The organism is Fervidicola ferrireducens (assembly GCF_001562425.1).
In the GTDB taxonomy this organism is placed as follows: Bacteria; Bacillota; Thermosediminibacteria; order Thermosediminibacterales; family Thermosediminibacteraceae; genus Fervidicola; species Fervidicola ferrireducens.
The window spans coordinates 1-22025 of sequence record NZ_LOED01000032.1; the positions used below are offsets into that span (position 1 = coordinate 1).

At 39.1% G+C, this 22025-nt stretch carries 23 protein-coding genes, 1 tRNA gene and 2 pseudogenes; 8 read left to right on the forward strand and 18 right to left on the reverse strand.

All coding sequences use genetic code 11. From position 1 onward, the window contains the following. The 7 genes from AN618_RS10050 to AN618_RS13350 all read left to right on the forward strand — a co-directional run. Positions 1–445 (forward strand): transposase (locus AN618_RS10050; RefSeq protein WP_157081602.1); only part of this gene is annotated, 445 nt, incomplete at its 5' end. 409 nt (positions 446–854) lie between these two features. Then, positions 855–1574: a hypothetical protein gene (locus AN618_RS10055; RefSeq protein ID WP_066354582.1), complete on the forward strand. Its 720-nt coding sequence runs from the start codon at positions 855–857 to the stop codon at positions 1572–1574. A 29-nt stretch (positions 1575–1603) separates the two neighbouring features. Then, the gene (locus tag AN618_RS10060) at positions 1604–2803 is read left to right on the forward strand and encodes a pyridoxal phosphate-dependent aminotransferase (protein ID WP_066354584.1); all 1200 of its coding nucleotides are present in this window, start codon (positions 1604–1606) and stop codon (positions 2801–2803) included. 52 nt (positions 2804–2855) lie between these two features. Continuing rightward, entirely contained in the window at positions 2856–4289 is a 1434-nt protein-coding gene (purB, locus tag AN618_RS10065) for an adenylosuccinate lyase (RefSeq protein WP_066354587.1), read from the forward strand. A 91-nt stretch (positions 4290–4380) separates the two neighbouring features. Then, positions 4381–4626, forward strand: coding sequence for a hypothetical protein (locus tag AN618_RS13345; protein ID WP_066354589.1), 246 nt, complete (start codon positions 4381–4383; stop codon positions 4624–4626). Positions 4627–4750: 124 nt separating this feature from the next. Then, positions 4751–4954 (forward strand): FmdB family zinc ribbon protein, encoded by a 204-nt coding sequence (locus AN618_RS12815; protein WP_083515172.1) that lies wholly within the window; start codon positions 4751–4753, stop codon positions 4952–4954. Between the two features lie 66 nt (positions 4955–5020). Then, positions 5021–5185 (forward strand): hypothetical protein, encoded by a 165-nt coding sequence (locus tag AN618_RS13350; RefSeq protein WP_187694919.1) that lies wholly within the window; start codon positions 5021–5023, stop codon positions 5183–5185. 68 nt (positions 5186–5253) lie between these two features. Here the strand turns inward: AN618_RS13350 and AN618_RS10075 are convergent. Beyond that, positions 5254–5329, reverse strand: a tRNA-Trp gene (locus tag AN618_RS10075). Between the two features lie 376 nt (positions 5330–5705). On the opposite strand from AN618_RS10075, the gene lexA reads away from it, so the two are divergent. Then, entirely contained in the window at positions 5706–6314 is a 609-nt protein-coding gene (gene lexA / locus AN618_RS10080; protein ID WP_066354590.1) for a transcriptional repressor LexA, read from the forward strand. Between the two features lies 1 nt (position 6315). On the opposite strand, the gene AN618_RS10085 is transcribed toward lexA, so the two are convergent. The 17 genes and pseudogenes from AN618_RS10085 to AN618_RS10150 all read right to left on the reverse strand — a co-directional run. Next, positions 6316–7608 carry a methionine gamma-lyase family protein gene (locus tag AN618_RS10085; protein ID WP_066354592.1) on the reverse strand — a complete coding sequence of 431 codons (1293 nt, stop codon included), beginning with the start codon at positions 7606–7608 and terminating at the stop codon, positions 6316–6318. A 237-nt stretch (positions 7609–7845) separates the two neighbouring features. Then, positions 7846–8439 (reverse strand): hypothetical protein, encoded by a 594-nt coding sequence (locus AN618_RS10090; protein WP_066354596.1) that lies wholly within the window; start codon positions 8437–8439, stop codon positions 7846–7848. Beyond that, positions 8420–8785 carry a hypothetical protein gene (locus AN618_RS13765; RefSeq protein WP_342670486.1) on the reverse strand — a complete coding sequence of 122 codons (366 nt, stop codon included), beginning with the start codon at positions 8783–8785 and terminating at the stop codon, positions 8420–8422. The genes AN618_RS10090 and AN618_RS13765 overlap by 20 nt, the downstream gene beginning before the upstream one ends. Next, complete coding sequence (locus AN618_RS13770; protein WP_245628486.1) at positions 8776–9030, reverse strand: hypothetical protein; 255 nt, start codon at positions 9028–9030, stop codon at positions 8776–8778. Before AN618_RS13770 ends, AN618_RS13765 begins: the two co-directional genes overlap by 10 nt. An 18-nt stretch (positions 9031–9048) precedes the next feature. Then, on the reverse strand, positions 9049–9915 hold the full coding sequence (gene spoVK / locus AN618_RS10100) for a stage V sporulation protein K (RefSeq protein ID WP_083515173.1): 867 nt from the start codon (positions 9913–9915) through the stop codon (positions 9049–9051). After that, the gene (locus AN618_RS13905; protein ID WP_281176838.1) at positions 9885–10019 is read right to left on the reverse strand and encodes a hypothetical protein; all 135 of its coding nucleotides are present in this window, start codon (positions 10017–10019) and stop codon (positions 9885–9887) included. The genes spoVK and AN618_RS13905 overlap by 31 nt, the downstream gene beginning before the upstream one ends. A gap of 106 nt (positions 10020–10125) precedes the next feature. Next, positions 10126–10383, reverse strand: a complete 258-nt coding sequence (gene hfq, locus AN618_RS10105; protein WP_066354598.1) for an RNA chaperone Hfq — start codon at positions 10381–10383, stop codon at positions 10126–10128. 40 nt (positions 10384–10423) lie between these two features. Continuing rightward, complete coding sequence (gene miaA / locus AN618_RS10110) at positions 10424–11368, reverse strand: tRNA (adenosine(37)-N6)-dimethylallyltransferase MiaA (RefSeq protein ID WP_066354600.1); 945 nt, start codon at positions 11366–11368, stop codon at positions 10424–10426. After that, positions 11361–13136, reverse strand: coding sequence for a DNA mismatch repair endonuclease MutL (mutL, locus tag AN618_RS10115; RefSeq protein ID WP_066354603.1), 1776 nt, complete (start codon positions 13134–13136; stop codon positions 11361–11363). Before mutL ends, miaA begins: the two co-directional genes overlap by 8 nt. A gap of 12 nt (positions 13137–13148) precedes the next feature. Then, complete coding sequence (gene mutS / locus AN618_RS10120) at positions 13149–15740, reverse strand: DNA mismatch repair protein MutS (protein WP_066354608.1); 2592 nt, start codon at positions 15738–15740, stop codon at positions 13149–13151. A 28-nt stretch (positions 15741–15768) separates the two neighbouring features. Continuing rightward, positions 15769–17088 (reverse strand): tRNA (N6-isopentenyl adenosine(37)-C2)-methylthiotransferase MiaB, encoded by a 1320-nt coding sequence (gene miaB, locus AN618_RS10125; RefSeq protein WP_066354610.1) that lies wholly within the window; start codon positions 17086–17088, stop codon positions 15769–15771. A 92-nt stretch (positions 17089–17180) separates the two neighbouring features. Continuing rightward, positions 17181–17945 (reverse strand): uracil-DNA glycosylase, encoded by a 765-nt coding sequence (locus tag AN618_RS10130; RefSeq protein WP_066354612.1) that lies wholly within the window; start codon positions 17943–17945, stop codon positions 17181–17183. Between the two features lie 118 nt (positions 17946–18063). Continuing rightward, complete coding sequence (locus AN618_RS10135) at positions 18064–19431, reverse strand: VanW family protein (protein WP_066354613.1); 1368 nt, start codon at positions 19429–19431, stop codon at positions 18064–18066. 162 nt (positions 19432–19593) lie between these two features. After that, a pseudogene (locus AN618_RS14040) lies at positions 19594–19819 on the reverse strand (4Fe-4S binding protein); the annotation flags it as partial. Continuing rightward, a pseudogene (locus tag AN618_RS14180) lies at positions 19819–19982 on the reverse strand (NADH-quinone oxidoreductase subunit L); the annotation flags it as partial. The pseudogenes AN618_RS14180 and AN618_RS14040, both read right to left, overlap by 1 nt. A gap of 86 nt (positions 19983–20068) precedes the next feature. After that, a complete protein-coding gene (locus AN618_RS10145; protein ID WP_066354618.1) occupies positions 20069–21469 on the reverse strand; it encodes an oxaloacetate decarboxylase subunit alpha in 1401 nt (466 codons plus the stop codon). Between the two features lie 47 nt (positions 21470–21516). Further along, the coding region (locus tag AN618_RS10150; RefSeq protein ID WP_157081711.1) for a sodium ion-translocating decarboxylase subunit beta at positions 21517–22025 on the reverse strand (509 nt) is incomplete at its 5' end.

Here is a 22025-nt window from a genome sequence, read left to right on the forward strand (position 1 = left end):
GAAGATAGACATAGCACAATACCTACTCAGCATTCCCGGCATAGGGATAGTAACCGTAGCTGGATTTCTAGCGGAAGTAGGTGACCTAGCCAACTACACCCACTATAAGCAGATACAAAAGCTAGCAGGGCTCAACATAGCAGAAAACCAATCTGGGAAACACAAGGGGAAGGCTAAAATATCAAAGAGGGGCCGTCCGGAGCTGAGGAATCTCCTTTACAAAGCAAGCCTTGTGTTAGTAGCCAAAAACAAGGAATTCAAGGCACTCTACAACTACTTCTTAAAAAGGCCTCAAAATCCATTAAAATCCAAGCAGGCATTAATAGCAATTTCAATGAAGCTAATAAGGGTAATGTTCACCCTTGCCAAAAAGAGGGAAAATTACGATTCAGAGAAAGTTCTTGGAGAACATCGCATGAAGCAAATAAACCAGCTAGCGGCATAAAAGTGAGATAGCCAACAAGGCGGGGAAGCAATATTCCCCCCATAAGGGCAAGACCCTGCATGAAAGTAAAAAGCTCCCCGCCTAGCCCTCAAAGGCAGGACGAAGGAATGTAATAAGGGCGTAGGACCCCGGGAGACATGATAGGGTAGTCGAGGGCATGAGTGAAGGATTTGATAGGCAACTTTTAGTAAGTTGCCGCAGGTGGTCTTGTTTTGTCTAAAAAATCTATGGTTAAGCAGCAAAAGCAGCCTAAATTCAGAGAAAAACTAAGATTTTAAGAGTTTTATTTGGCTAATCAAAAAATATTGAGATAGGGGGGATAACTCCCCTATATTTTTATATGAAGCAGGAAAACTGTAAGTTGATGAAGAATATGTAAATAATACATCTTTTCCGGGAGGACCAGGAAATGTCGACACGCAGAATAGTAACACTACTTTTGATTTTTACTATAACATTGACGTTAGCAGGATGCGGAGATCAATTTAGAAAATTGTCGCCTAAAGACGCTGTGATAAAGGCTAACGAAAAGTTAAAAGAAGTTGCGGGGTACAGGATGAAAATAGATGCTCAGCTAACCATGAAGGACATAAAACAACAGGTTGTTTTAGCAGGAGAAGTAGTAAACCCGGATCAAGTTTACTTGAGCGGAAATTTAGCCGGGCTTGATATAGAAATTTACAAAAAAGAGAATAAAATCTTTATAAAAGACCCTTTAAATAATAAATGGATTGAAAGCGAAAATTTAGGTTTAGGAAATATGGATGGTATAATATCGACTCCAGAGAAAACACTGAATGATTTGAAGGATATGATCGTGGAGGCGGTATATCTTCCGGATGAAATAATAGAAGGAGTCAAGTGCAAAGTTATAGAATACATTCCCGATGAACAAAAGTTAAAGAGAATATTTTTCGAAGATGAAAAAATAGATGAGATAAAGGATCTGGAAGCTACATATAAAGTGTGGATAGGAGAAAAAGATTTTCTTATTCGCAAGTTAAGCATGGACCTTAAATTTAATTCTTATGAAAACGGAGAACAATCTATAAATATGGTAGTGCAGCTTTACGATTTCGGAAATAGTGATATAAAGATAGAATATCCGAAAGATTTGCCATTGCAATGAATAATATTAATTAGGGAGGGTCTTGAAAAATGAATCTTTCTAAAAAATCCAAGAGCATTAGTCCGTCACCAACCCTGGCTGTTGATGCGAAAGCGAAACAGCTTAAAAGCGAGGGACACGATGTTATAAGTTTTGGTGCAGGAGAGCCCGATTTCGATACGCCTGATTTTATAAAATCCGCAGCAGTTGAGGCGATAAATCAGGGCTTTACGAAATACACTCCCGTTGGTGGCATACCGGAGCTCAAAAAGGCGATTTCTGAGGCGTTGAGAGAGGAAATAGGAGTTGATTATGAAACCACCCAGATTATTGTTTCTAACGGAGCGAAACACTGCCTTTTTAATGCCTTATATTGCCTCTGCGATGAGGGAGATGAGGTCTTAATACCATCGCCATACTGGGTGAGTTATCCCGAAATTGTAAAACTGTGCGGGGGGACACCGGTTTTTGTACCCACGTTCGAGAGCCAGGATTTTAAATTAAAGGTGGATAATATAAAACCTCTCATTGATGAAAAGACGAAAGTTTTGATAATAAATAGTCCGAATAACCCGACGGGGAGCGTCTACACTCGCGAGGATTTGCTGGAGATTGCCGAGTTAGCTTTAAAATACAAGATATTTGTCATATCCGATGAAATTTATGATAAATTGGTTTACGATGGGGAAGAACATATAAGCATAGCTTCCCTAGGCAAAGAAATTTATAATAATACTCTCGTGGTGAACGGTGTTTCTAAAGCTTATTCGATGACCGGTTGGAGAATCGGATACGCGGCAGGTCCGAAGGAACTCATTAAGGCCATGACTGACTTTCAGAGCCATGCGACTTCTAACCCCAATTCGATAGCCCAAAAAGCTGCTTTGGAAGCTCTTAAAAACCCGGCTAAAAAGCAAGCTGTCGATACCATGGTAGAGGAATTTGCAAAGAGAAGGAAGTACATGGTCGAGAGAATAAACAACATAGAAGGACTTTCTTGCCGTATGCCAAAAGGGGCCTTTTACGTTATGATGAACGTTTCGAAGACTTTCGGCAAATACATAGAAGGTAAAGTCATTAAAGATTCTACAACTTTTGCCGAGGCTTTACTTGAAAAGTACAAAGTGGCGGTCGTGCCTGGAATAGCTTTTGGAGCTGATGAATATGTGAGGCTATCTTATGCCACTTCTATGAAAAATATAAAAGAAGGCTTGGACCGTATCGAGCAGTTTGTTAGAGAACTTTCATGAGCAGGGCCATTTTTCCTGCTTTTTATTTTAAAAAAGGGGTTGAAGTGACGCTATGGAATCGAAACAGTATTTTGAACATCCGTTGACGAAAAGGTATGCCAGTGAAGAAATGCTAATGAACTTTTCACCTTACAAGAAATATATGACCTGGAGAAAACTGTGGATAGCTTTGGCGGAAGCAGAAAAAGAGCTAGGGCTTCCCATTACAGATGAACAGATTGAAGAGATGAAAGCCCACGTAGACAAGATAAACTTCGAAGAAGCCGAAGAGTATGAAAAAGTCACAAGGCATGATGTTATGGCTCATATATGGGCTTTTGGAAAACAATGTCCTAAAGCTAAACCAATTATACACCTCGGGGCAACAAGTGCTTTTGTTGGAGATAATACAGATGTAATATTGATGAGGGATGGTCTTGCCATACTAAAGAAAAAATTGGTCAACATCATAGATAACCTGAAGAACTTTGCATTGCAATATAAGGATATGCCTACTTTAGGGTTTACTCATTTTCAACCGGCACAGCTCACTACTGTAGGCAAGAGGGCGTGCCTTTGGATTCAGGATCTTGTAATGGATCTATGGGACCTGGAACATGTAGAAGAGAATTTGAGATTAAGAGGTGTAAAGGGTACAACAGGGACGCAGGCTAGTTTCATGAAACTTTTTAACAATGATGAGGAAAAGGTAAAAAAGCTTGATATAATGGTAGCTAAAAAAATGGGTTTTGATAAAACTTTCCTAGTTACAGGCCAGACGTATCCGCGAAAACAAGATTCTCGAGTATTGAGGGTTCTGCAGTCGATAGCGGAAAGTGCTCATAAATTTGCGTGTGACATAAGATTGCTATCTAGCCTGAAAGAAATAGAAGAACCTTTTGAAGAAAATCAAATCGGTTCTTCGGCCATGGCATATAAAAGAAATCCAATGCGTTGTGAGCGCATGACCGCCTTGTGCCGCTATGTAATGATAAATGGACTGAATCCGTATTTTACAGCGGCCAATCAGTGGTTCGAAAGGACCCTTGATGATTCTGCCAACAGAAGACTGGTTATACCGGAGATGTTTTTGGCAACAGATGCAATTTTGAATATTTATATAAATGTGAGTCAGGGATTAGTAGTCAATTCTAAGGTAATAGAAAGGCACGTAATGGAAGAATTGCCGTTTATGGCCACTGAAAACATATTGATGGAGGCAGTAAAAAAGGGTGGAGATAGACAGGAACTCCACGAGGTTTTGAGAAAGTATTCCATTGAAGCTGCTGCAGAAGTGAAGGAGGGGAAACCTAATAATTTGATAGACAAAATTGCCGCCGACGCTAGGTTCAAGATGACCAAAGAGGATATTGTAAAGATGATGGATCCCTCGATTTTTGTTGGGAGAAGTCCGGGACAGGTGATAGAATTCGTCCGGGAAATAGTAGATCCGATATTGAAGAAGTACGAGAAATATTTAGGTATGAAAGTGGACCTGCAAGTATAGTATGATTTTACCGGGGCCCCTCGGTAATTGTGGACTTGTGTTTTCTTATAAATAAAAAGATAAAAAATAATAATTTTTAGGAGGGGTTTTTTTGCATACCTTGCCGGCTATAAAAGTCCAGTGCAAGCCCTCGTATATTGAAGGCGTTGAAACATGTGAGGACGCTATGAAAACACAGGAGTGGAGCGGCGAGATGCTGGGAGTCAGGTGTCCGAAGTGCGATGAGTTGTTCTTCCTATTTTGCACATACCAAAGAGATGACTTTGGAAATTTTAAAAAGATGTGGGGGTTTTGCACTAGCTGCGGGCACAGGTTTGAGGCTGTTGTTAATAAATAGCAATGGAAATATACCCACCAAAAGTGTTAAGGGTGGGTTTTCTTTTTTACAAAAAGATCTTATAATTTTAATTAAAGCTTTGAAGTAAAATTAAAAAACCACATTAAGAAAAGGAGAATCCATTATGCCCACTTACGATTTCATCTGCGAAAATTGTGGTCATAAGTTCAGCGAGTTTGTTTCCTTGCGAGAAAAGGATAGCGTAAAATGTCCGGTATGTAATGGCAAAGCAAAACAACGATTTACCGGTTTTATGTACATGGGGAAGGGAGGTACCGAGTCAGGAGGTTGTAGCGGTTCGTGTGGGAGCTGCAGCGGATGCGGATAGGAAATAAAGCCACCTCCATGATTATGTATACCGCCTCGTGGAATAATAACTCTAGGAGGTGGATTTATGAAAGGTAATACCACAGGTTGGGTAGTCGCAGGTATAGGAGCAGTCGTTGCTGGAGTAGGAACGATGGTAGGGGGAACTTTAGGTGCAGGTATAACCGGTTTCGGACTTGCGCATATAGTATTGGGTGTGCTAGATATGTTCAGGCCAACAGTCCGCCAATAATTAATAAACCCTGCATTTTCTGCAGGGTAATTTTTATTTTATTTATCAATTTATAAAATATAAAAGAATGGCAGGGGAGACAGGACTCGAACCTGCAACCGGCGGTTTTGGAGACCGCTACTCTGCCAATTGAGCTACTCCCCTGCACATTTCCTATTATATAAGATTTTTTGGTTAATGTCAATTGAAACTGAAACTTAATACCGAAAGCTTAAAACTACGGTAATTATAAGTTATTGTCTCTTTACTTGAGTCTAATATGCTTTCTAGCGGGCTATGTCTTGGCCTTTTGAAAAGCTACAATCTTTTAGCCAAAATAATAAGTTTACATAATATACATTATCGGACGTTATGGTACTCCTGAAATTAAATTTTTTTAGCGCTTTATCCTCTCCCCCGATGATTATCGTAAACATCAAATATCTGCAGATTATTTTTCAAACAAATGTTTAAAATCACATTTAGTTATGATATAATTAACCTAAAAAAATTATTCTTGTTGTATGGAGTGGTAATTGCGATGTATGAAAATTTATCGCCGAGACAAAAACAGATATTGGATTTCATACGTGATTTTTTAAAAAAGAGAGGTTATCCCCCTTCGGTGCGCGAAATATGCGCTGCTACTAATCTGAAATCCACCGCTACTGTTCATTCCTACTTGGTTCAATTGGAAAAAAAGGGTTTTATAACGCGAGATCCTCAGAAACCCCGGGCCATTATTGTATCGGACAACAAATATTTGTTCGACTCCAGTTTCGTTCCCGTACCGCTTGTAGGCAGAGTCACTGCGGGACAACCCATCCTGGCGGAAGAAAACATTCAGGGCGTGTTCCCGCTTCCTAAAGAGATGGTTCCCGAATCAGAAGCATTTATGTTGAAAGTTCAGGGAAACAGCATGATAGAAGCTGGTATCTTTGATGGCGATTACGTGATCGTAAAGGTATCCAATACGGCGGAAAACGGCGATATAGTAGTAGCACTGTTAGGAGACGAAGCTACCGTCAAGAGATTTTTTAAAGAAAGCGACCATATAAGGCTACAGCCGGAAAATCGATATATGGAGCCTATAATTGTAAAAGACGTTAAGATTTTAGGTAAGGTAATAGGCCTTTTTAGAAGGTTTTAAGTCAATTAAATTGACCTTTATATATTCCTTCGTCTATCATGTTCTGAAGTGCCTTCATGGCTCCTAATTTTATATGAAAGAAATTAATACCGCCTTGAATATATACTACAAACGGTTCCCTGATAGGTGCATCGGCACTCAATTCTATCGACGCGCCTTGGATGAAGCTGCCGCCTGCCATTATTACCTGGTGTGCATAGCCCGGCATTTCCCATGGTTCAGGTACAATATGAGCATCTACAGGTCCTACTTTCTGCAGCCCCCTACAAAAAGATATCAAGGATTCCTTGTCGCCCATCTCTATTGCTGTGACAATGTCGCTGCGCTTTTCGTTGTAAGAAGGATATACCTTAAACCCTGCCCTTTCAAAAAATCTTGAAATGAAAATGGAGCCTTTTAAGGCTTCCCCAACTATCATGGGAGAGTAAAATAATCCTTGAAGGGCTAGGCGGTTGAAATTCAAGGAGGGTCCACAATTTTTCCCCAGTCCGGGAGCATACAGGCGGTAAGCACATTGTTCTATTAACTCTCGTTTCCCTACTACATAACCTCCCGTGGGGGCAATGCCTCCTCCCGGGTTTTTTATAAGAGAGCCGGCGCATAAATCGGCACCGACTTCCGTCGGTTCTTTAGTTTCCGTAAATTCTCCGTAGCAGTTGTCAACAAGACACACAATATCTTCATTAATTCCTTTTATGTATTCAATCAGCTCTTTTATACTTTCTATATCCAGGGTGGGTCTCATGCTGTAACCCCTGGAACGCTGGATAAGTACCATCTTCGTCTTTTTACTAATTTTTTCTCTAATTTTCTCGAAATCGGGCTTGCCGTTTCTTAGTTCTACCTGGGAGTACTTTATATTATATTCTCTGAGCGAACCTACATTTTTTCCTAAAATGGCATCTTTTAGAGTATCATATGGTTCGCCTGTGACACACAATAATTCGTCCTGGGGTTTTAAAACGCCGAAAAGGCAAAGAATGATAGCATGAGTGCCGGAAATGATCTGCGGTCTTACTAGTGCATCTTCGGCACGAAATACACTGCTGTAAACAGCTTCGATAGTTTCACGTCCTAAATCGTTATAACCATATCCTGTTGAATCATTAAGATGAAAATCGCTCAAGCTATTTTCTACCATAGCCGCGGTTACTTTAAGCTGATTGCACTCTACTATTTCGTTTACCTTTTCAAATTCTTTGCCGACTTCCTTCACTACAGATTCTGCCAATGTTATTATTTCATCATTTATGGAAAATCTCGATTTTATAATTTCCCGGGCGATGCTGTGCATGTTATCCCTTCTTCTGCTTTTTTATTTAAGATTTTATCATATCAAATTTCTCGTTTCAATGCTCTCCGGCACAGAGGACATTCTGAATTGTTTAACATCTCTTTTTGTAAATGTAAGAAACTTTTTGAAAGCCCATCCTCAATTCCTTCTTTTTTCCCCATTCGTCTGCCTGTTGCGTACCCAGCCAGAAATATGAAAAGCATTACAACGATGTAAGGTATAAACTCTCTAAGGATTTTACGACACCCCCTCAGAATTTGACAATAAATATATTATGTAAACAATAGATATGGCTGAAATACTTACAGCAATAGTTTTAACAGTGTCTAAATACAAAGCAGATAAAAAGCATATAATGGAAAAAACAAGGCATTCTACTTTTCCCAGCATTTTTACGTAATTTTTGCCGCATGCTATCTCCTTTCTGTAGTCACAAAGGTCGTCCCATAATTGAATAGACCACATTATAAACAAAGAGGAAAGCATTTCGCTAGGACCTAGAAGTAAAATTCCTAAAATAAGAGTTATTAGCGACTCTTGATAACCATATAAACCTGAAGGCATTTTTGTGCCATAATCTGCGGTCATGCCTACAATATAGCTGGAAAAAAATAAGCTTATTGAAGTTCTCGGTTCGAGAAAACATGCCAGAGAAAAAATAAAGATAGCATACGGTAAAATTCCCGCTCCGAGGACATTCGAGAAATTTTGTCTTTCCAGCACGGTATCATATTCCAGGTCGATAAAATCATCCATCAGTTTTATAACGAAACCTGTTAGAAAAACTGCAAACAATTTTCTAACTAAAGGACTAGAGGTTATATGCCACAAAAGTTTTCACCTCTTTGAACCCTCTTTTGTTAATAGCGGATATAGGAATGACGATGTTTCCATGAAATTTTTCTTTGATAATTTTTAATCCTTCCTCAGCATCCGGCAAATCCATTTTATTAACGAGGATGACGTAACCTCTTTTTGAACGAGCAAGTTTGGATATTTGGTAATCCACTTCACTTGGTGAACTTAAAGAATCTTTCTTTATTACCGCCGCCCCGTCCATTATATGAATTATGATTTGAGAATTAAGGATTTCGGAGATGGTTTGAGATATGGATTTACGGACATTCTGGTCTTCATGAATACCATCTATTAACCCAGTAGTATCTATTATTTGTATTTTTTTTTTTTACCTTTCCCCACCGGTATTTCCAATGTAACAGATTGAAGAGCTAAGGTTTTATGGGGATTACTGTCTACCAGCTCATGAAATGCCGTTTTGCAGGAATATTTTTTTTTGAATTTTGTTCCATCAGGAAGTGCAAAATCGAATTCAATAATTCTGACTCCAAGATATTCTGCGAAATTTATAAGGAAAGCTGTTTTTCCAACGTTCGGTTTGCCTACTATTAAGCATTTTTTCAAATAAACGGCCACCCCCTCTTAAATTTCATCGATTTCTGCTATGTCTTCGCTTTTTATATATATCAGGTCTTCGCGGGATATTTGTTTCTGATTTATTAGCCTCAATGCCTGTCGCCTTATCGCTTTTTCGATGAGATTTCTTACCAGCCTCGCATTTCCCATTTTATCGTAGTGCAAATTTTTTTGGCTTTCTTTGATAATACGTTCAAGTTTATAAAGAGCTTCCGGAGTCAATTTATACTGTCTTTTTTCAACCATTAACTTTGCTATTTCCATCAATTCTTCCGTGGTATAATCGCTAAATTCTATTTGAATGGGGAATCTGGATCTCAATCCCGGATTTGTTCTCAAAAACCATTCCATTTCATCCTTATATCCCGCCAGTATTACAACGAGATTGTCTTTGTAGTCTTCCATTGCTTTAACTAACGTATCTATGGCCTCTTTGCCAAAATCCTTTTCTCCCCCTCTAGCAAGAGAATATGCTTCGTCAATGAATAATATGCCACCTAGAGCACGTCTTACTTGTTCCCTCGTCTTCTGAGCGGTGTGCCCGATATACTCTCCAACTAAGTCGGCCCTTTCTACTTCGACCAAATGCCCTTTTTGTAGCACTTCCATTTGTTTGAATATTTTGCCTAAAAGCCTCGCTACTGTTGTTTTTCCTGTGCCCGGATTGCCTTTGAAAATCATGTGAAGGACAAGAGGTTCAGAGAACAGTTGTTCTTTTTGTCTCCTTTTTTGAATTTCCACGTAAGCTTGTATTTCTCTAACTAATTGCTTTACTTTCGTAAGTCCAATCAAACTGTCGAGTTCTTTTAATACGTCTTCTATTTTTTCTTCTCCGTTAGGTTTTAGCGGAGATGTCTCCTTTTTTTCATCCATTTCTTTAAAATAAACGCTTCTACCGGAGTAATTGCTCCCCTGGCAATCATATCTATAATCTGGTCAGGATTTTCGACTTTACATTTCAAATTTAAATTGGCCATTTATTTACACCTCCGCCAAAGGCAAAACTATGCACCAATTTATTATATGCGCTTAAATATTTTCGGGTCACAAATTTAAAAACTCCCAAGACTTCTTGGGAGTTTTTTATTGGGTTTCTTCAGTTTTCTTTTCAGCAGAAGGACCTGTTAAATTCACCGGCTTTTGAGGAGCTATTGTAGATACAGCGTGCTTGTAAATCAGCAGCTGCTTTCCATCAGAATCAAGTACCACGGTAAAATTGTCAAATCCGCGCACATAACCTTTCATTTGAAATCCATTGATCAGATAAATAGTTACAGGAGTATTTTCCTTCCTAATTTGATTTAAAAATCCATCTTGAATGTTGATTTGAGTTTTGGTCATTCTTTGTCCCCCTTCTATTTTATGTATATAAAGTTATATTCTAGGAATTTTTTGATTTTCCTTCAACGGATTTAATAATATTTTCTATAATTTTTTCTTTGCCTTCTTTGGATACATCGAACCAAATAATATTTTTGTCTTTTCTAAACCAGGTGTACTGTCTTTTTGCATATCTTCGGGTATCTCTGGAAATTAGATGAATGGCTTCCTGTAATGTAATGCGTCCTTCTAAATAATCTATTATTTGTCGGTAACCAAGAGCCTGCATGGAGTTCAGTTCTTTCGTATATCCCATTTCAAGAAGTTTTTTCACTTCGTCCACCCAACCATTTTCAATCATCTTCTGTACTCTCTTGTTTATCCTTTCATAAAGTTCCTCTCTCGGTCTTGTGAGACCAAAAATTAACAATTCGTAAGGACTTCCCCGCTTTTTGGTTAACTCCTCAAAATGTGAAAAAGGCACGCCCGTTTTTATATAGACTTCCAAAGCTCTTATAACCCTTCTCAAATTGTTTGGATGGATTTTTTCTGCAGCCTTAGGATCGATTTGTTTTAATTTGTTGTATAAATATTCATTGCCGTATTTTTCGGCTTCAACTTTCAACTGCTTTCTTAGACTTTCATCTTTGTCAAAGCTGGAAAATGTATAACCGTAACAGACGGCGTTTACATAAAGTCCAGTCCCTCCTGTAAGAATAGGTATCTTGCCGCGGCTGTGGATATCGGCAATGCATTTTTCCGCTAGTGCCTTGAATTCTGCTACGCTGAATTCTTCATCCGGGTGGATAATATCTATCATGTGATGAGGAACACCTTTTCTTTCCTCGAGGGTTGGTTTTGCCGTACCGATATCCATATATTTGTAAATTTGCATTGAATCGGCAGAGATTATCTCTCCATCTAATTTTAGTGCTACTTCTATAGATACTTCGGTTTTCCCCACGGCAGTAGGACCTACGATGGCTACTAATATTTTTTTATCCATTTATCCGCTTAAATTTCTTTTCTAATTCATAAATTGTAATTGAAATCATCGTAGGTCTCCCGTGGGGACAGGAATATGGATTTTTTGTGTTCATAAGCTGATTCAAGAGCTCCTGCATTTCATCAAAAGAAAGATCATCGCCCGCCTTTATTGCAGTATGACATGCCATAGAAGCTAAGAATTTTTCGCGTGAGCGCCATCTTAGTTCGCCATTTTCTTTTAACTCATCAATTGCTTCTCGCAAGGATTCCGGTTGCACTGGTTTATTTAAAAGATAAGGTACCGATCTAATTAATAGCGTGTCTTTCCCAAATGTCTCGAAGTCAAATCCCATTTTTCTTATGAGGTCGCTGTTTTCCTCCACAAAATTTATTTCTTCAAAAGTAAGTTTTAAGGTTAACGGATATACTAGCTCTTGCGAAATGTCTTGTGAATTTAATCCTTCAGAATATCTTTCAAAAAGTATTCTTTCGTGGGCTGCATGCTGATCTATCAGGTAAAATTCTTTTTCTCCTTGGACTACAATATACGTCTTAAAAAGCTGCCCTAAAATCCGGGTAAAATGAACGTCGAAAATGGGGCTTTCTGTTCTCACATCCTTACCGGTATTCTCGTGCTGATCATTGGTTTTAATTTTGTTTTCTATTTTTCCATAAATTTTGGTAAAATATTCTTCCTTCAATAAGCTTTCATTTTCCGCCGTGCTGTATCGTTCAGAAAAGTTAATTTTAGAAAAGCTCAGTTTTTCTTTTGGTACCAGTGTGGTTCTAGATAGACCTTCCCTAACGGTCTCGTATAAAGATTGAAGCACTTCATTTTCACATTGAAATCTTATTTCAGTTTTAGCGGGGTGAACATTGACATCTATTAACGAGCTTTCTATATCTATTTTTATGAAAGCTATGGGAAATTTATCGTTGGGGGGAAATTTATCGTTGGGTATTAAGCTTCTATAAGCCTTTTCCAAGGAAATGCTCAAACTTTTGTCTTTTACAAGGCGTCCATTGACGAAAAACGTTTCCCAGGATCTATTTCCCCGTGTGTGCTTCGGAGGCGATGTGTAGCCGTATATACGGCCAAAATTGAATGTTTTGTCGACTAAGATCATGTCTTTGGCCATATCGAATCCGTAAATCCTGGCTATGACTTCCTGCAGATTTCCATTGCCGGGAGTGAAGAGCACTTCTTTCCCGTCTACGGATAACTTGAAAGATATGTCGGGGTGACCTATTGCATATTTAGATACAAGGTCCACAATTAGAGAGGATTCTCTCGACGACGACTGAAGAAACTTTAAGCGCGCAGGTGTATTGAAGAAAATATCCTTTACAATTACACAACAACCTTCTTTCACGGCTGCTTCTTCAAATTCTTCTATGATGCCTCCCCGCAGCGTGCATTTAGTTCCGATCGATGCTTCCCTTGTCTTCGTAAAAACGGTTAATACAGAAACCGATGCGATGCTGGGTAAAGCTTCACCCCTAAAACCGAGGGTATTTATTTTAAATATATCATCCAAACTTGATATTTTGCTGGTGGCATGTCTTTCGAAGGCGAGCCTGACGTCATCCGGATCCATGCCTTCGCCGTCGTCTGTAACTTTTATAAGGCTTTTTCCTCCTTTTTCGATTTCAACAAAAATATGCTTGCTTCCTGCGTCGATAGAATTTTCAATGAGTTCCTTTACGACGGAAACCGGTCTTTCTATGACTTCGCCGGCCGCTATTTTCGCCGCTATGCTATCATCCAATATTTTGATCTTCCCCATTGTACTTTCTCCTCAAATCAGCTTTTGTTTAATTGAATAAAGTAAATTGAGAGCTTCCAAAGGAGTTATAGTGTTTATATCCAAATCCTTAATTAATCTAATGACCTGTTCATTTTTTATGCTTTCTATATTAAGCTGGGTCTCACTTGAAGCAACATCTTCGGCTGCTGCTATTTGTTCGGTTTGAATGTTTGATTTGTCATGCTGTTCTAATTCCTCAAGAATTTGTTGAGCTCTGAGTATAACGCTTTTTGGTAATCCGGCAAGTTTTGCTACCTGAATGCCGTAGCTTTTGTCGGCTTCTCCATCTACAATTTTCCTTAAAAATATAATGTCTTCTCCTCGCTCTTTCACGAGAACTTTAAAATTTTTAACACCCTTTAGCTTCTTTAGCTGGGTTATCTCATGGTAATGGGTGGCAAAAAGGGTCTTCGCCCTTATATGTTTGTTGATATATTCTATTACGGCCCAAGCGATGCTTAGACCATCATAAGTACTGGTGCCCCGGCCAATTTCATCTAGAATGAGTAAGCTCTTAGAAGTGGCGTTCTTTAATATATTGGCCACTTCTACCATTTCCACCATAAAAGTGCTCTGGCCTGATGCGAGGTTATCAGAAGCGCCAATTCGAGTGAAGATGCGGTCAACTATTCCGATTTGAGCGCTTTTTGCTGGTACAAAACTACCTATGTGAGCCATGAGCACTATCAGGGCTACTTGTCTCATATAGGTAGATTTTCCTGCCATGTTGGGGCCTGTGATAATCGATATCATTGAATCTTTACAATCTATATGAGTATCGTTGGGGATAAACATTTCATCTTTGAGAGTCAGCTCTACAACGGGGTGACGTCCTTCTACTATATGTATTTCGTCGTTTAATGTGAGTTCAGGCTTTACGTAATTGTTACATGCTGCAACTTCGGCAAGCGATAATAATACATCCAGCACGGAAATTACTTGAGAGCTTTTTTTGAGCCTTGGTATTTCTGCAATGAGTTTTTCGCGGATTTGGCAGAAAACCTCATATTCCAGTTCTAAAAGTTTTTCTTCAGCACCTAGGATGAGTGATTCATATTCCTTTAACTCTTCGGTTACAAATCTTTCGCCATTTGCTAGAGTTTGTTTCCTAATATAATCTTTTGGGACTAATGGTAAGTTGGCTTTTGTTACTTCGATGTAATATCCGAATACTTTGTTGTAGCCTACTTTCAATGATTTTATACCAGTTCTTTCCCTCTCTTTTCTTTCGAGTTCTGCTATCCAGCTCTTGCCTTCAGTAGCCGCTTTTCTCAATTTATCGATGTCGGCATTAAAACCATCCTTTATTAATCCTCCTTCTTTAAGGGATAGCGGTGGGTCTTCGTTGATTGAGTTTTCCAGAATTTCATATACATCGTTTAATGGATCTAGATCGTTGTGAAGCGTTACCAACAATTTAGTCCTGCATCTAGCCAGCAATTCTTTTATTTTTGGGAAATATTTAACCGTGTTTTTTATAGCTAAAAGGTCTCTTGCATTGACGTTCCCACATACCAGCTTTCCTGTTAGCCTTTCAAGGTCGTATAGATTTTTAAGCTGTTCTTTTAATTCCTGACGAAGAAAATAGTCGTTATAAAGCTCTTCTACAGCATCCTGCCGTTCTTTTATCTTAATGATGTCTATTAAGGGTTGTTCTATCCATTTTCTCAAAGTTCGACCGCCCATAGATGTTTCTGTTTTGTCAAGCACCCAAAATAAGGTTCCGTATCGTTTTCCGTCGGCCAAGGATTCGGTTAGCTCCAAATTTTTACGGCAGGAAATATCAAGAACCATGTATTCGTTTCTTTCATAGTACTTAATGGAATTGATATGGTTTAAGGTAAGCTTTTGGGTTTCTCTCAAATAATTGAGACACGCTCCGGAAGCGATGACAGAGTAGGTTTTTTTAAAGATATCCGCGAGCTGTTCTTCGCCAAATTGTGATAGTAGGAGTTCTTTTGCCGATTCTAAATTGAAATAATCATCTTCCCTGGTGGTGAGCAGAAAATTAAAATTGGTCTTCAATATTTTTTGCAGTGCTTCGTCATTATAAAAAGAAATATTTACTAAACATTCCGGAGGTTCAAGCTTTGAAAGTTCATCGAGCAGTTCCTGATAGGGATACGGGCTTTGGATTTCGGTAGTCACAAATTCACCAGTCATCAAATCTGCCGCAGCAATTCCAAAATTATGTTTTTCCCTGTAAATGCAAACTAAATAATTATTCTTCTTTTCATCGAGGGCATTTATTTCTGTAATAGTGCCCGGCGTTATTATTTTTACGACTTCGCGCTTTACTATCCCCTTTGCTTTTTTGGGATCTTCCACCTGTTCGCATATTACAACTTTATAACCTTTGCTTATTAATTTGTATATATATTGGTCCGCTGCGTGGTAAGGAACACCGGCCATAGGAACCCGATTTTCCGGGTCTCGCGAAGTTAGCGCTATTTCGAGTTCCTTTGCAGCAATATGAGCGTCTTCAAAAAACATTTCGTAAAAATCACCGAGGCGAAAAAACACTATATAATCTTTGTATTTTTCTTTTATTTCTCTATATTGCTTTATCATCGGAGTATCCATTTAAAAATTTAAAACCCTCCTTAAGGAACTACTTTAACAATTCTCCTATTAACGACCACGTATGAGGTTCTGTTATTTTTACTTTTACTATTTTCCCAATATATTCCTCGGGGCCTTCAAAATTAACCACCTTGTTTGTCCTAGTCCTTCCGGTCAGTCTATGGGGATTGTTTCGGCTTATACCTTCAACAAGCACTTCCACCGTTTGATCTTTAAGCGATTTATTCTTTTTGGCACTGATAGAATCCTGAAGTTTCATCAATCGATTTAACCGGTCCTTCTTCACTTCTTCGTCCACCTGATTTTCCATTTCGGCAGCCGGTGTGCCTTTACGCTTGGAGTAAGCAAACATGAAGGCTTGGTCAAATTCAACTCTTTTTACAAGGTCCAATGTATCTTGAAAATCTTCTTCTGTTTCCCCGGGAAAACCAACTATTATATCGGTGGAAATCGCGATTCCAGGTATGGCATTTCTCAATTTTTCTACTAATTTCATATAGTGTTCTCTTGTATATCTTCTATTCATTGCCTCGAGTATCTTATTGCTCCCTGCCTGCACCGGCAAGTGAATATGCTCGCATACTTTTTCGCAATCCCTCATGGCTTCGATGAGTTCGTCGGAAAGATCTTTTGGGTGAGAAGTGGTGAACCTAATCCTTTCGATTCCGTCGATTTCGTTCAAACGCCTCAAAAGAGCCGGAAATGTAACTTCCCCACCTAGATCTTTGCCGTAAGAATTTACGTTCTGACCCAACAAATTGATTTCTTTAAAACCCTGTTTTGCCAATTCTTCTACTTCTTTAATTATATCTTGAGGGTTCCTGCTTTTTTCTCTACCTCTTACGTAGGGGACGATGCAATATGTGCAGAAGTTGTTGCACCCGTAATTTATGGTGACCCACGCCTTTACTTTATCTTCCCGCTCTATCGGTAAATTCTCCTCTACCGCAGAATAGTCTCCGCTCGTTTCAATTACGGTCATATTGGCCAGCCTGGCGTTTTCTATTAACTGGGGCAGTTTGTGTACATTGTGTATCCCGAATATTAAATCAACGTAGGGGAAATGTTCCGTTATATATTCAACTACATGGGGCTGTTGAACCATGCATCCGCATATTCCGATTATTAAATTAGGATTTCTCTGTTTAAATTGTTTTAAATGTCCGAGCCTGCCGTATACTTTTTTTTCGGCGTTTTCTCTTACACAGCAGGTATTGAGGATAATTATATCCGCTTCTTTGAGATTATCAGCCGGGCAATATCCAATTTTTTGGAGTACTCCTGAAATAACTTCCGTGTCATGAAGGTTCATTTGGCAGCCCCATGTCAATATATGGTATTTAAGCATGTTTATCCCTCCAAAATCAACGTAACTTTAGCCTTTAATATTATAGCCATTTTGTTCGGATAAAACAATAAAGCTCCGTTTAGTGAAAAAGTTTAATTGAATTTATAATCGCCATTTAATTCCTTTACTTTTGCTATCGCCCTAGTAAAATCGTGCCACACTTGCCATTTTACCCTTTTTAGAGTTTCTCCTCCCTGTCTTAGAATGTATGCGGGATGAAAGGTTGGCATAATCCAAAAACCTCTTTCATAAATCCACTGTCCCCTGCTTTGTACAATACTGCTTTTGGGTTTGAAATAATTGAGAGGGACCGAACCAAGGGTTATTATAACCTTCGGCGAAATAAATTCAAGCTCTAGTTCCAAAATTTTTGAGCAAGCTCTTACTTCGCTGGCAAGAGGCGTTCTATTTTTAGGAGGGCGACATTTTACTACATTAGTTATATAAACTTTTTTGCGGTCTATGTTGAGCTTGTTTAGAATTACCGTCAGTAATTCACCTGCCCTCCCTACAAAAGGTCTACCCAATCTATCTTCTTCAAAACCAGGAGCTTCTCCTATCAGCATCAAAGGGGAATTCCATTCACCTTCACCCGGCACCTTTTGAGTATGACAGTCGGCAAGGTGAAGCGGGCATTCTCTGCATTCGTAAAGCAGTTTGCGAACCTGGTTTTTTATAAACTCCCTTAGTTTTAATGACTGTTCGTCTTTTCCGTGTATCCTTTTTATCAGCTCGCTATAGTAAATTTCCTCTATACCGTATTCTTTTTTTAAATCCATTAATATTTTAATATTTTGGGGTAAATCAATTTCCCTGCCACCGAAAATAGAAATTATTTTATTTGCAAAGTTTTCCATAATTTTACGACCTCCGCTCGTCTATCTGTTATTATAACATAATTTAGACTTTAGCACACTAAACAAAAAGACCCCTTTTGGGGGTCAGAGATTAGTTTATTGGTTTTTTGTTTTATAGTTATGATTTTTGACTTTCGACGGGGTGGGTTTGTGTCTGCGGTTCTTTTTTACCTACATAAAGGATGGTGGTGGTGGGATTGTATATATCCGTTGATACCAGCTTTTTTTCCTGCCTGCCGTCATTATAAGTAGTAATTTTCCAAACTCTAACCTGATAGCCTGGCTTTCCCTCCTTGACGTGTATTTTCCCTTTTTCTAAACTGTAATCTTCTTTTATGTTGACAGGTGGCGGAATTCTTTTTACAACCTCTGAAACTATATTTATTTTTTTATCACTTTTTTTACTACCATAGAATTTCATCGTAAGAGTGTCACCTTTAATTTCGGTGTAAAGAAGCAAATATCCCCCCGTGGAGTTTTTGAATTTTAAGTCGATAACTCCGTAATTTACCGTTGCATCCCTGCCTAGGGGGACATAACTTACTGGCAAGGAATGGTTGGACCTTTCTATGATTTCAAGATCTGCAAGTAAAGCAAGATTATAAAGGGTAGTGGAAAGCTGACATACGCCCCCTCCTATACCGGCAGAAACTTTATTATTTAAAAAAATTGGAGCTTCTTTATATCCTTCTTCAATCGTCCGCTTCCCTACTACATTGTTAAAGGAAAAAATTTCCCCCGGGGGTATTATGTAATTTTTTAGCTTTTCCGCTGCCAGTCTTATATTAGTACTTCTCCCGGCTTGCGTTTTGTCGAATTTTGTTGAAAAGCTGGCGATTTCTTCTTTTATATTCATTTTAGAAAGAGTTTCTTGGGTTATTTCAGGTTTAATAGCGATTACTGGGACAGATATTTTTCTTTTTTCGCTCCATACAATTTTGAGGATTTCTTGTTTTAGATTTTCTTCATCGACTTTTATACCCTCTTTTTCTTTTTCGATTCTAATTATTCCATCTATTATTTTGAACTCAGCGTTTTTAGGCTCACAAGCTATTTCTCCAGAGATTATCTCGAGTATTTTTTGAAAAGGCTCATCTTTTATTTTAATTGCAAGCTCAATTTTTTTAGGATTAAAACTGAATTTTACTCGGTTGAAAAATCTAAATAGAAAGTTCTTACTCTTTCCTGCAGAAATTGCTTCATGTACGGTTTTTTCAATTTGTACTTCCACCAATTCTTCTGGAATGATATTCCAGGTTTTATCCGAATATTGCAGAATAAGAGGGTCCCTTAGGCGCGTATTAACAAAATTTGCCAATTTTTCTCTTGCTTTTGCTTCGGTGAGTCCCCCTACGTATACTTGCCCTATATATATTCCTTCAAAAACTTTTTTGCTGTTTCTTGCTTCAAAAATATATATACCTAACAAAAAAGTAGCTATCCATAAAAACAAGATCCCAAAAATAATGTATGATTTTCTGTTCATAGTAAAGATCACCTTTGTCGCGAAATTCTACTTTATGTATAATATCAGTGGTATAAAAAAATTCAAAAAACCTCCTTCCGGAGGTTTTAAGTTGGTACGTTCCGAAAAACTTTTTCTTTTTTCTTTTACTGAAAAAAGCTCTATTTCAGGATGATGGCATTTGATGGCATTGAAACGGCAGATCTCCTGGCAGGAACCACATTTTATGCATTTATCGGGATCAATGACGTGGGGTTTTTTAACTTCCCCGCGGATAGCTCCCACGGGACATACCCTGGCGCATGCTGGATAACCGCGGCACAAATCGGATTGAATGAAGTAAGTTTAAAATGGCTTGACATACTCCTGCCGGGCACCTCTTGTCCCTGATGTGTGCCTCATACTCTTCGCCCCCGCGCTCTCCATGATGTGAAGGGTAAAGCTAAAATCTGTGTCCAGAATGTTCTTACCTATCAGGCCTATTTCTTCCGCCTGTGCGAGGGCGATTTTCAACCTCTTGATAGCCAGTGGATACTGGCCCGGACGTAAATGTAACCCTCATCTGCACCAAGGCCCTCCCCAAGGGGCGAAAAGAATTAACAAAAAAGACTGTCGGCAACTATTTTGTCGACAGTCTTCAATCTCGCAACGTAGGTTTTTAAACTGGATAGTATTTAAATTTGTCATTTTCACCCGCTAGATTGTGATCAAACTGATATTTTTTCGCCTGCCTCTCTTGGAAGAATTTGATGGCTATCTGCGGGAATAATGCGTAGGTGAGCACATCTTCTTCTTTTTCCAAATAATATCCTGCTTCTTTGTATGCTTTTTCCAGCTCCGGTTCTAAAAGGTCCGCAGGGCGACATTCTATCATTTCTTCGTCTCCAATGATTTTTTTCTTTATTTCTGGATTTATCGGAGCAGGTGGCTTACCATAAAGTCCTCTTACGTAATTTTTTACTTCATTTATGACTACTTTATATCTTTCGCCGGTTATAACATTTATTACCGCTTGAGTTCCTACGATTTGGCTGGTAGGTGTGACTAAAGGCGGATAACCTAAATCCTCCCGCACCCGCGGTACTTCCTTTAAAACTTCGGGTAATTTATGCAGGGCGTTCTGTTCTTTTAATTGACTTGTAAGGTTGGACAGCATGCCGCCCGGAATCTGGTAATTGAGAACTGCTGTGTCTACCATTGTGACGACGCTATCTATTTTGTAGTTTGAACGTACTTTTTTGAAGTGCTCGGCTATTTCAGATAATAATTCCATATCCAGATTTGTATCGTAAGGAGTTCCTTTTAAAACCGCCACCATTGTCTCCGTCGGTGGCTGAGAAGTACCCAGCGCAAAAGGCGACATCGCCGTATCTATTACATCTGCCCCGGCTTCTATTGCTTTTAGATAAGTCATTGAAGCCATTCCACTGGTGTAATGGCTGTGTATTTGAATAGGAACGGAAATCTGCTCCTTCAATTTTGTCACAAGGTCAAAGGCGTTGTATGGTGTAAGTAACCCTGCCATGTCTTTTATGCACAGCGAGTCTATACCTAATTCAACTAAATCTTTGGCTAAGGAAACGAAATATTCATTATTGTGTACAGGACTTATTGTGTAGACAACCGTCCCCTGGACGTGAGCACCGCTTTTTTTTGCAACTTCTATGGATTTTTTCATGTTTCTTATATCATTAAGTGCATCAAATATCCTTATTATGTCTATCCCGTTTTCTACAGATTTTTTGACGAATAGTTCTACCACGTCATCGGGATAATGGCGGTATCCCAGCAGGTTTTGACCTCTTAAGAGCATCTGAAGGGGTGTCTTTTTAATTTTTTCTTTGAGCATTCTAAGCCTTATCCAAGGATCTTCATTGAGGTAGCGTATACAACTGTCAAAAGTCGCCCCACCCCATACTTCTAAAGAGTGAAATCCTACTTCGTCGAGTTTCTCTGCGATTGGAAGCATTTCATCAGTTTTCATGCGGGTTGCTATAAGAGACTGATGGGCGTCCCGCAAAATAGTATCCGTTATTCCTACTTTTCTGTTTTTTATCATAAAAACATCCCTCGCAATAAGTCATTTTTTTGTATATAAGTACGGCCTTATCCACTGTACAACGATAAAAGCACACCTGCTACTATTGCAGAACCTATGACGCCGGCTACGTTGGGTCCCATGGCGTGCATCAATATGAAGTTTCCTGGCATCTCTTCCTGCGCCACCTTCTGCGACACGCGCGCAGCCATCGGTACCGCTGATACTCCCGCAGACCCTATCAGCGGGTTCACTTTGCCTCCGCTCAATACATACATCAGTTTCCCAAACAGCACTCCGCCAGCAGTACCGCCTGCAAACGCTATCATACCCAGAATTATTACCTCTATCGTCTCAATCCTTAAAAAGTTTTCCGCACTCGCTGTCGCTCCTACAGTCAAACCTATGAATATCGTCACAATATTTATCAGTTCGTTCTGTGCCGTCTTCGACAGCCGGTCCACCACACCGCATTCCCTGAAAAGATTCCCAAGCATCAGACATCCGATCAGAGCCGTTGCCGGCGGCACCAAAAAGCTTGCCAGCACTGTTACTATTATCGGAAATATTATCTTTT

Excerpts from the sequence above, each read along its gene's own strand:
- AN618_RS13905 (WP_281176838.1), bottom strand. The coding sequence starts at position 10,019 with ATGGCCAATTTAAATTTGAAATGTAAAGTCGAAAATCCTGACCAGATT.
- AN618_RS12815 (WP_083515172.1), top strand. The coding sequence starts at position 4,751 with ATGCCCACTTACGATTTCATCTGCGAAAATTGTGGTCATAAGTTCAGC.
- mutS (WP_066354608.1), bottom strand. The coding sequence starts at position 15,740 with ATGGATACTCCGATGATAAAGCAATATAGAGAAATAAAAGAAAAATAC.
- purB (WP_066354587.1), top strand. The coding sequence starts at position 2,856 with ATGGAATCGAAACAGTATTTTGAACATCCGTTGACGAAAAGGTATGCC.
- hfq (WP_066354598.1), bottom strand. The coding sequence starts at position 10,383 with ATGACCAAAACTCAAATCAACATTCAAGATGGATTTTTAAATCAAATT.
- AN618_RS13350 (WP_187694919.1), top strand. The coding sequence starts at position 5,021 with ATGAAAGGTAATACCACAGGTTGGGTAGTCGCAGGTATAGGAGCAGTC.
- miaB (WP_066354610.1), bottom strand. The coding sequence starts at position 17,088 with ATGCTTAAATACCATATATTGACATGGGGCTGCCAAATGAACCTTCAT.
- AN618_RS10145 (WP_066354618.1), bottom strand. The coding sequence starts at position 21,469 with ATGATAAAAAACAGAAAAGTAGGAATAACGGATACTATTTTGCGGGAC.
- miaA (WP_066354600.1), bottom strand. The coding sequence starts at position 11,368 with ATGGATAAAAAAATATTAGTAGCCATCGTAGGTCCTACTGCCGTGGGG.
- AN618_RS10085 (WP_066354592.1), bottom strand. The coding sequence starts at position 7,608 with ATGCACAGCATCGCCCGGGAAATTATAAAATCGAGATTTTCCATAAAT.
- spoVK (WP_083515173.1), bottom strand. The coding sequence starts at position 9,915 with ATGGATGAAAAAAAGGAGACATCTCCGCTAAAACCTAACGGAGAAGAA.
- AN618_RS10060 (WP_066354584.1), top strand. The coding sequence starts at position 1,604 with ATGAATCTTTCTAAAAAATCCAAGAGCATTAGTCCGTCACCAACCCTG.
- AN618_RS10055 (WP_066354582.1), top strand. The coding sequence starts at position 855 with ATGTCGACACGCAGAATAGTAACACTACTTTTGATTTTTACTATAACA.
- lexA (WP_066354590.1), top strand. The coding sequence starts at position 5,706 with ATGTATGAAAATTTATCGCCGAGACAAAAACAGATATTGGATTTCATA.
- mutL (WP_066354603.1), bottom strand. The coding sequence starts at position 13,136 with ATGGGGAAGATCAAAATATTGGATGATAGCATAGCGGCGAAAATAGCG.
- AN618_RS10130 (WP_066354612.1), bottom strand. The coding sequence starts at position 17,945 with ATGGAAAACTTTGCAAATAAAATAATTTCTATTTTCGGTGGCAGGGAA.
- AN618_RS10135 (WP_066354613.1), bottom strand. The coding sequence starts at position 19,431 with ATGAACAGAAAATCATACATTATTTTTGGGATCTTGTTTTTATGGATA.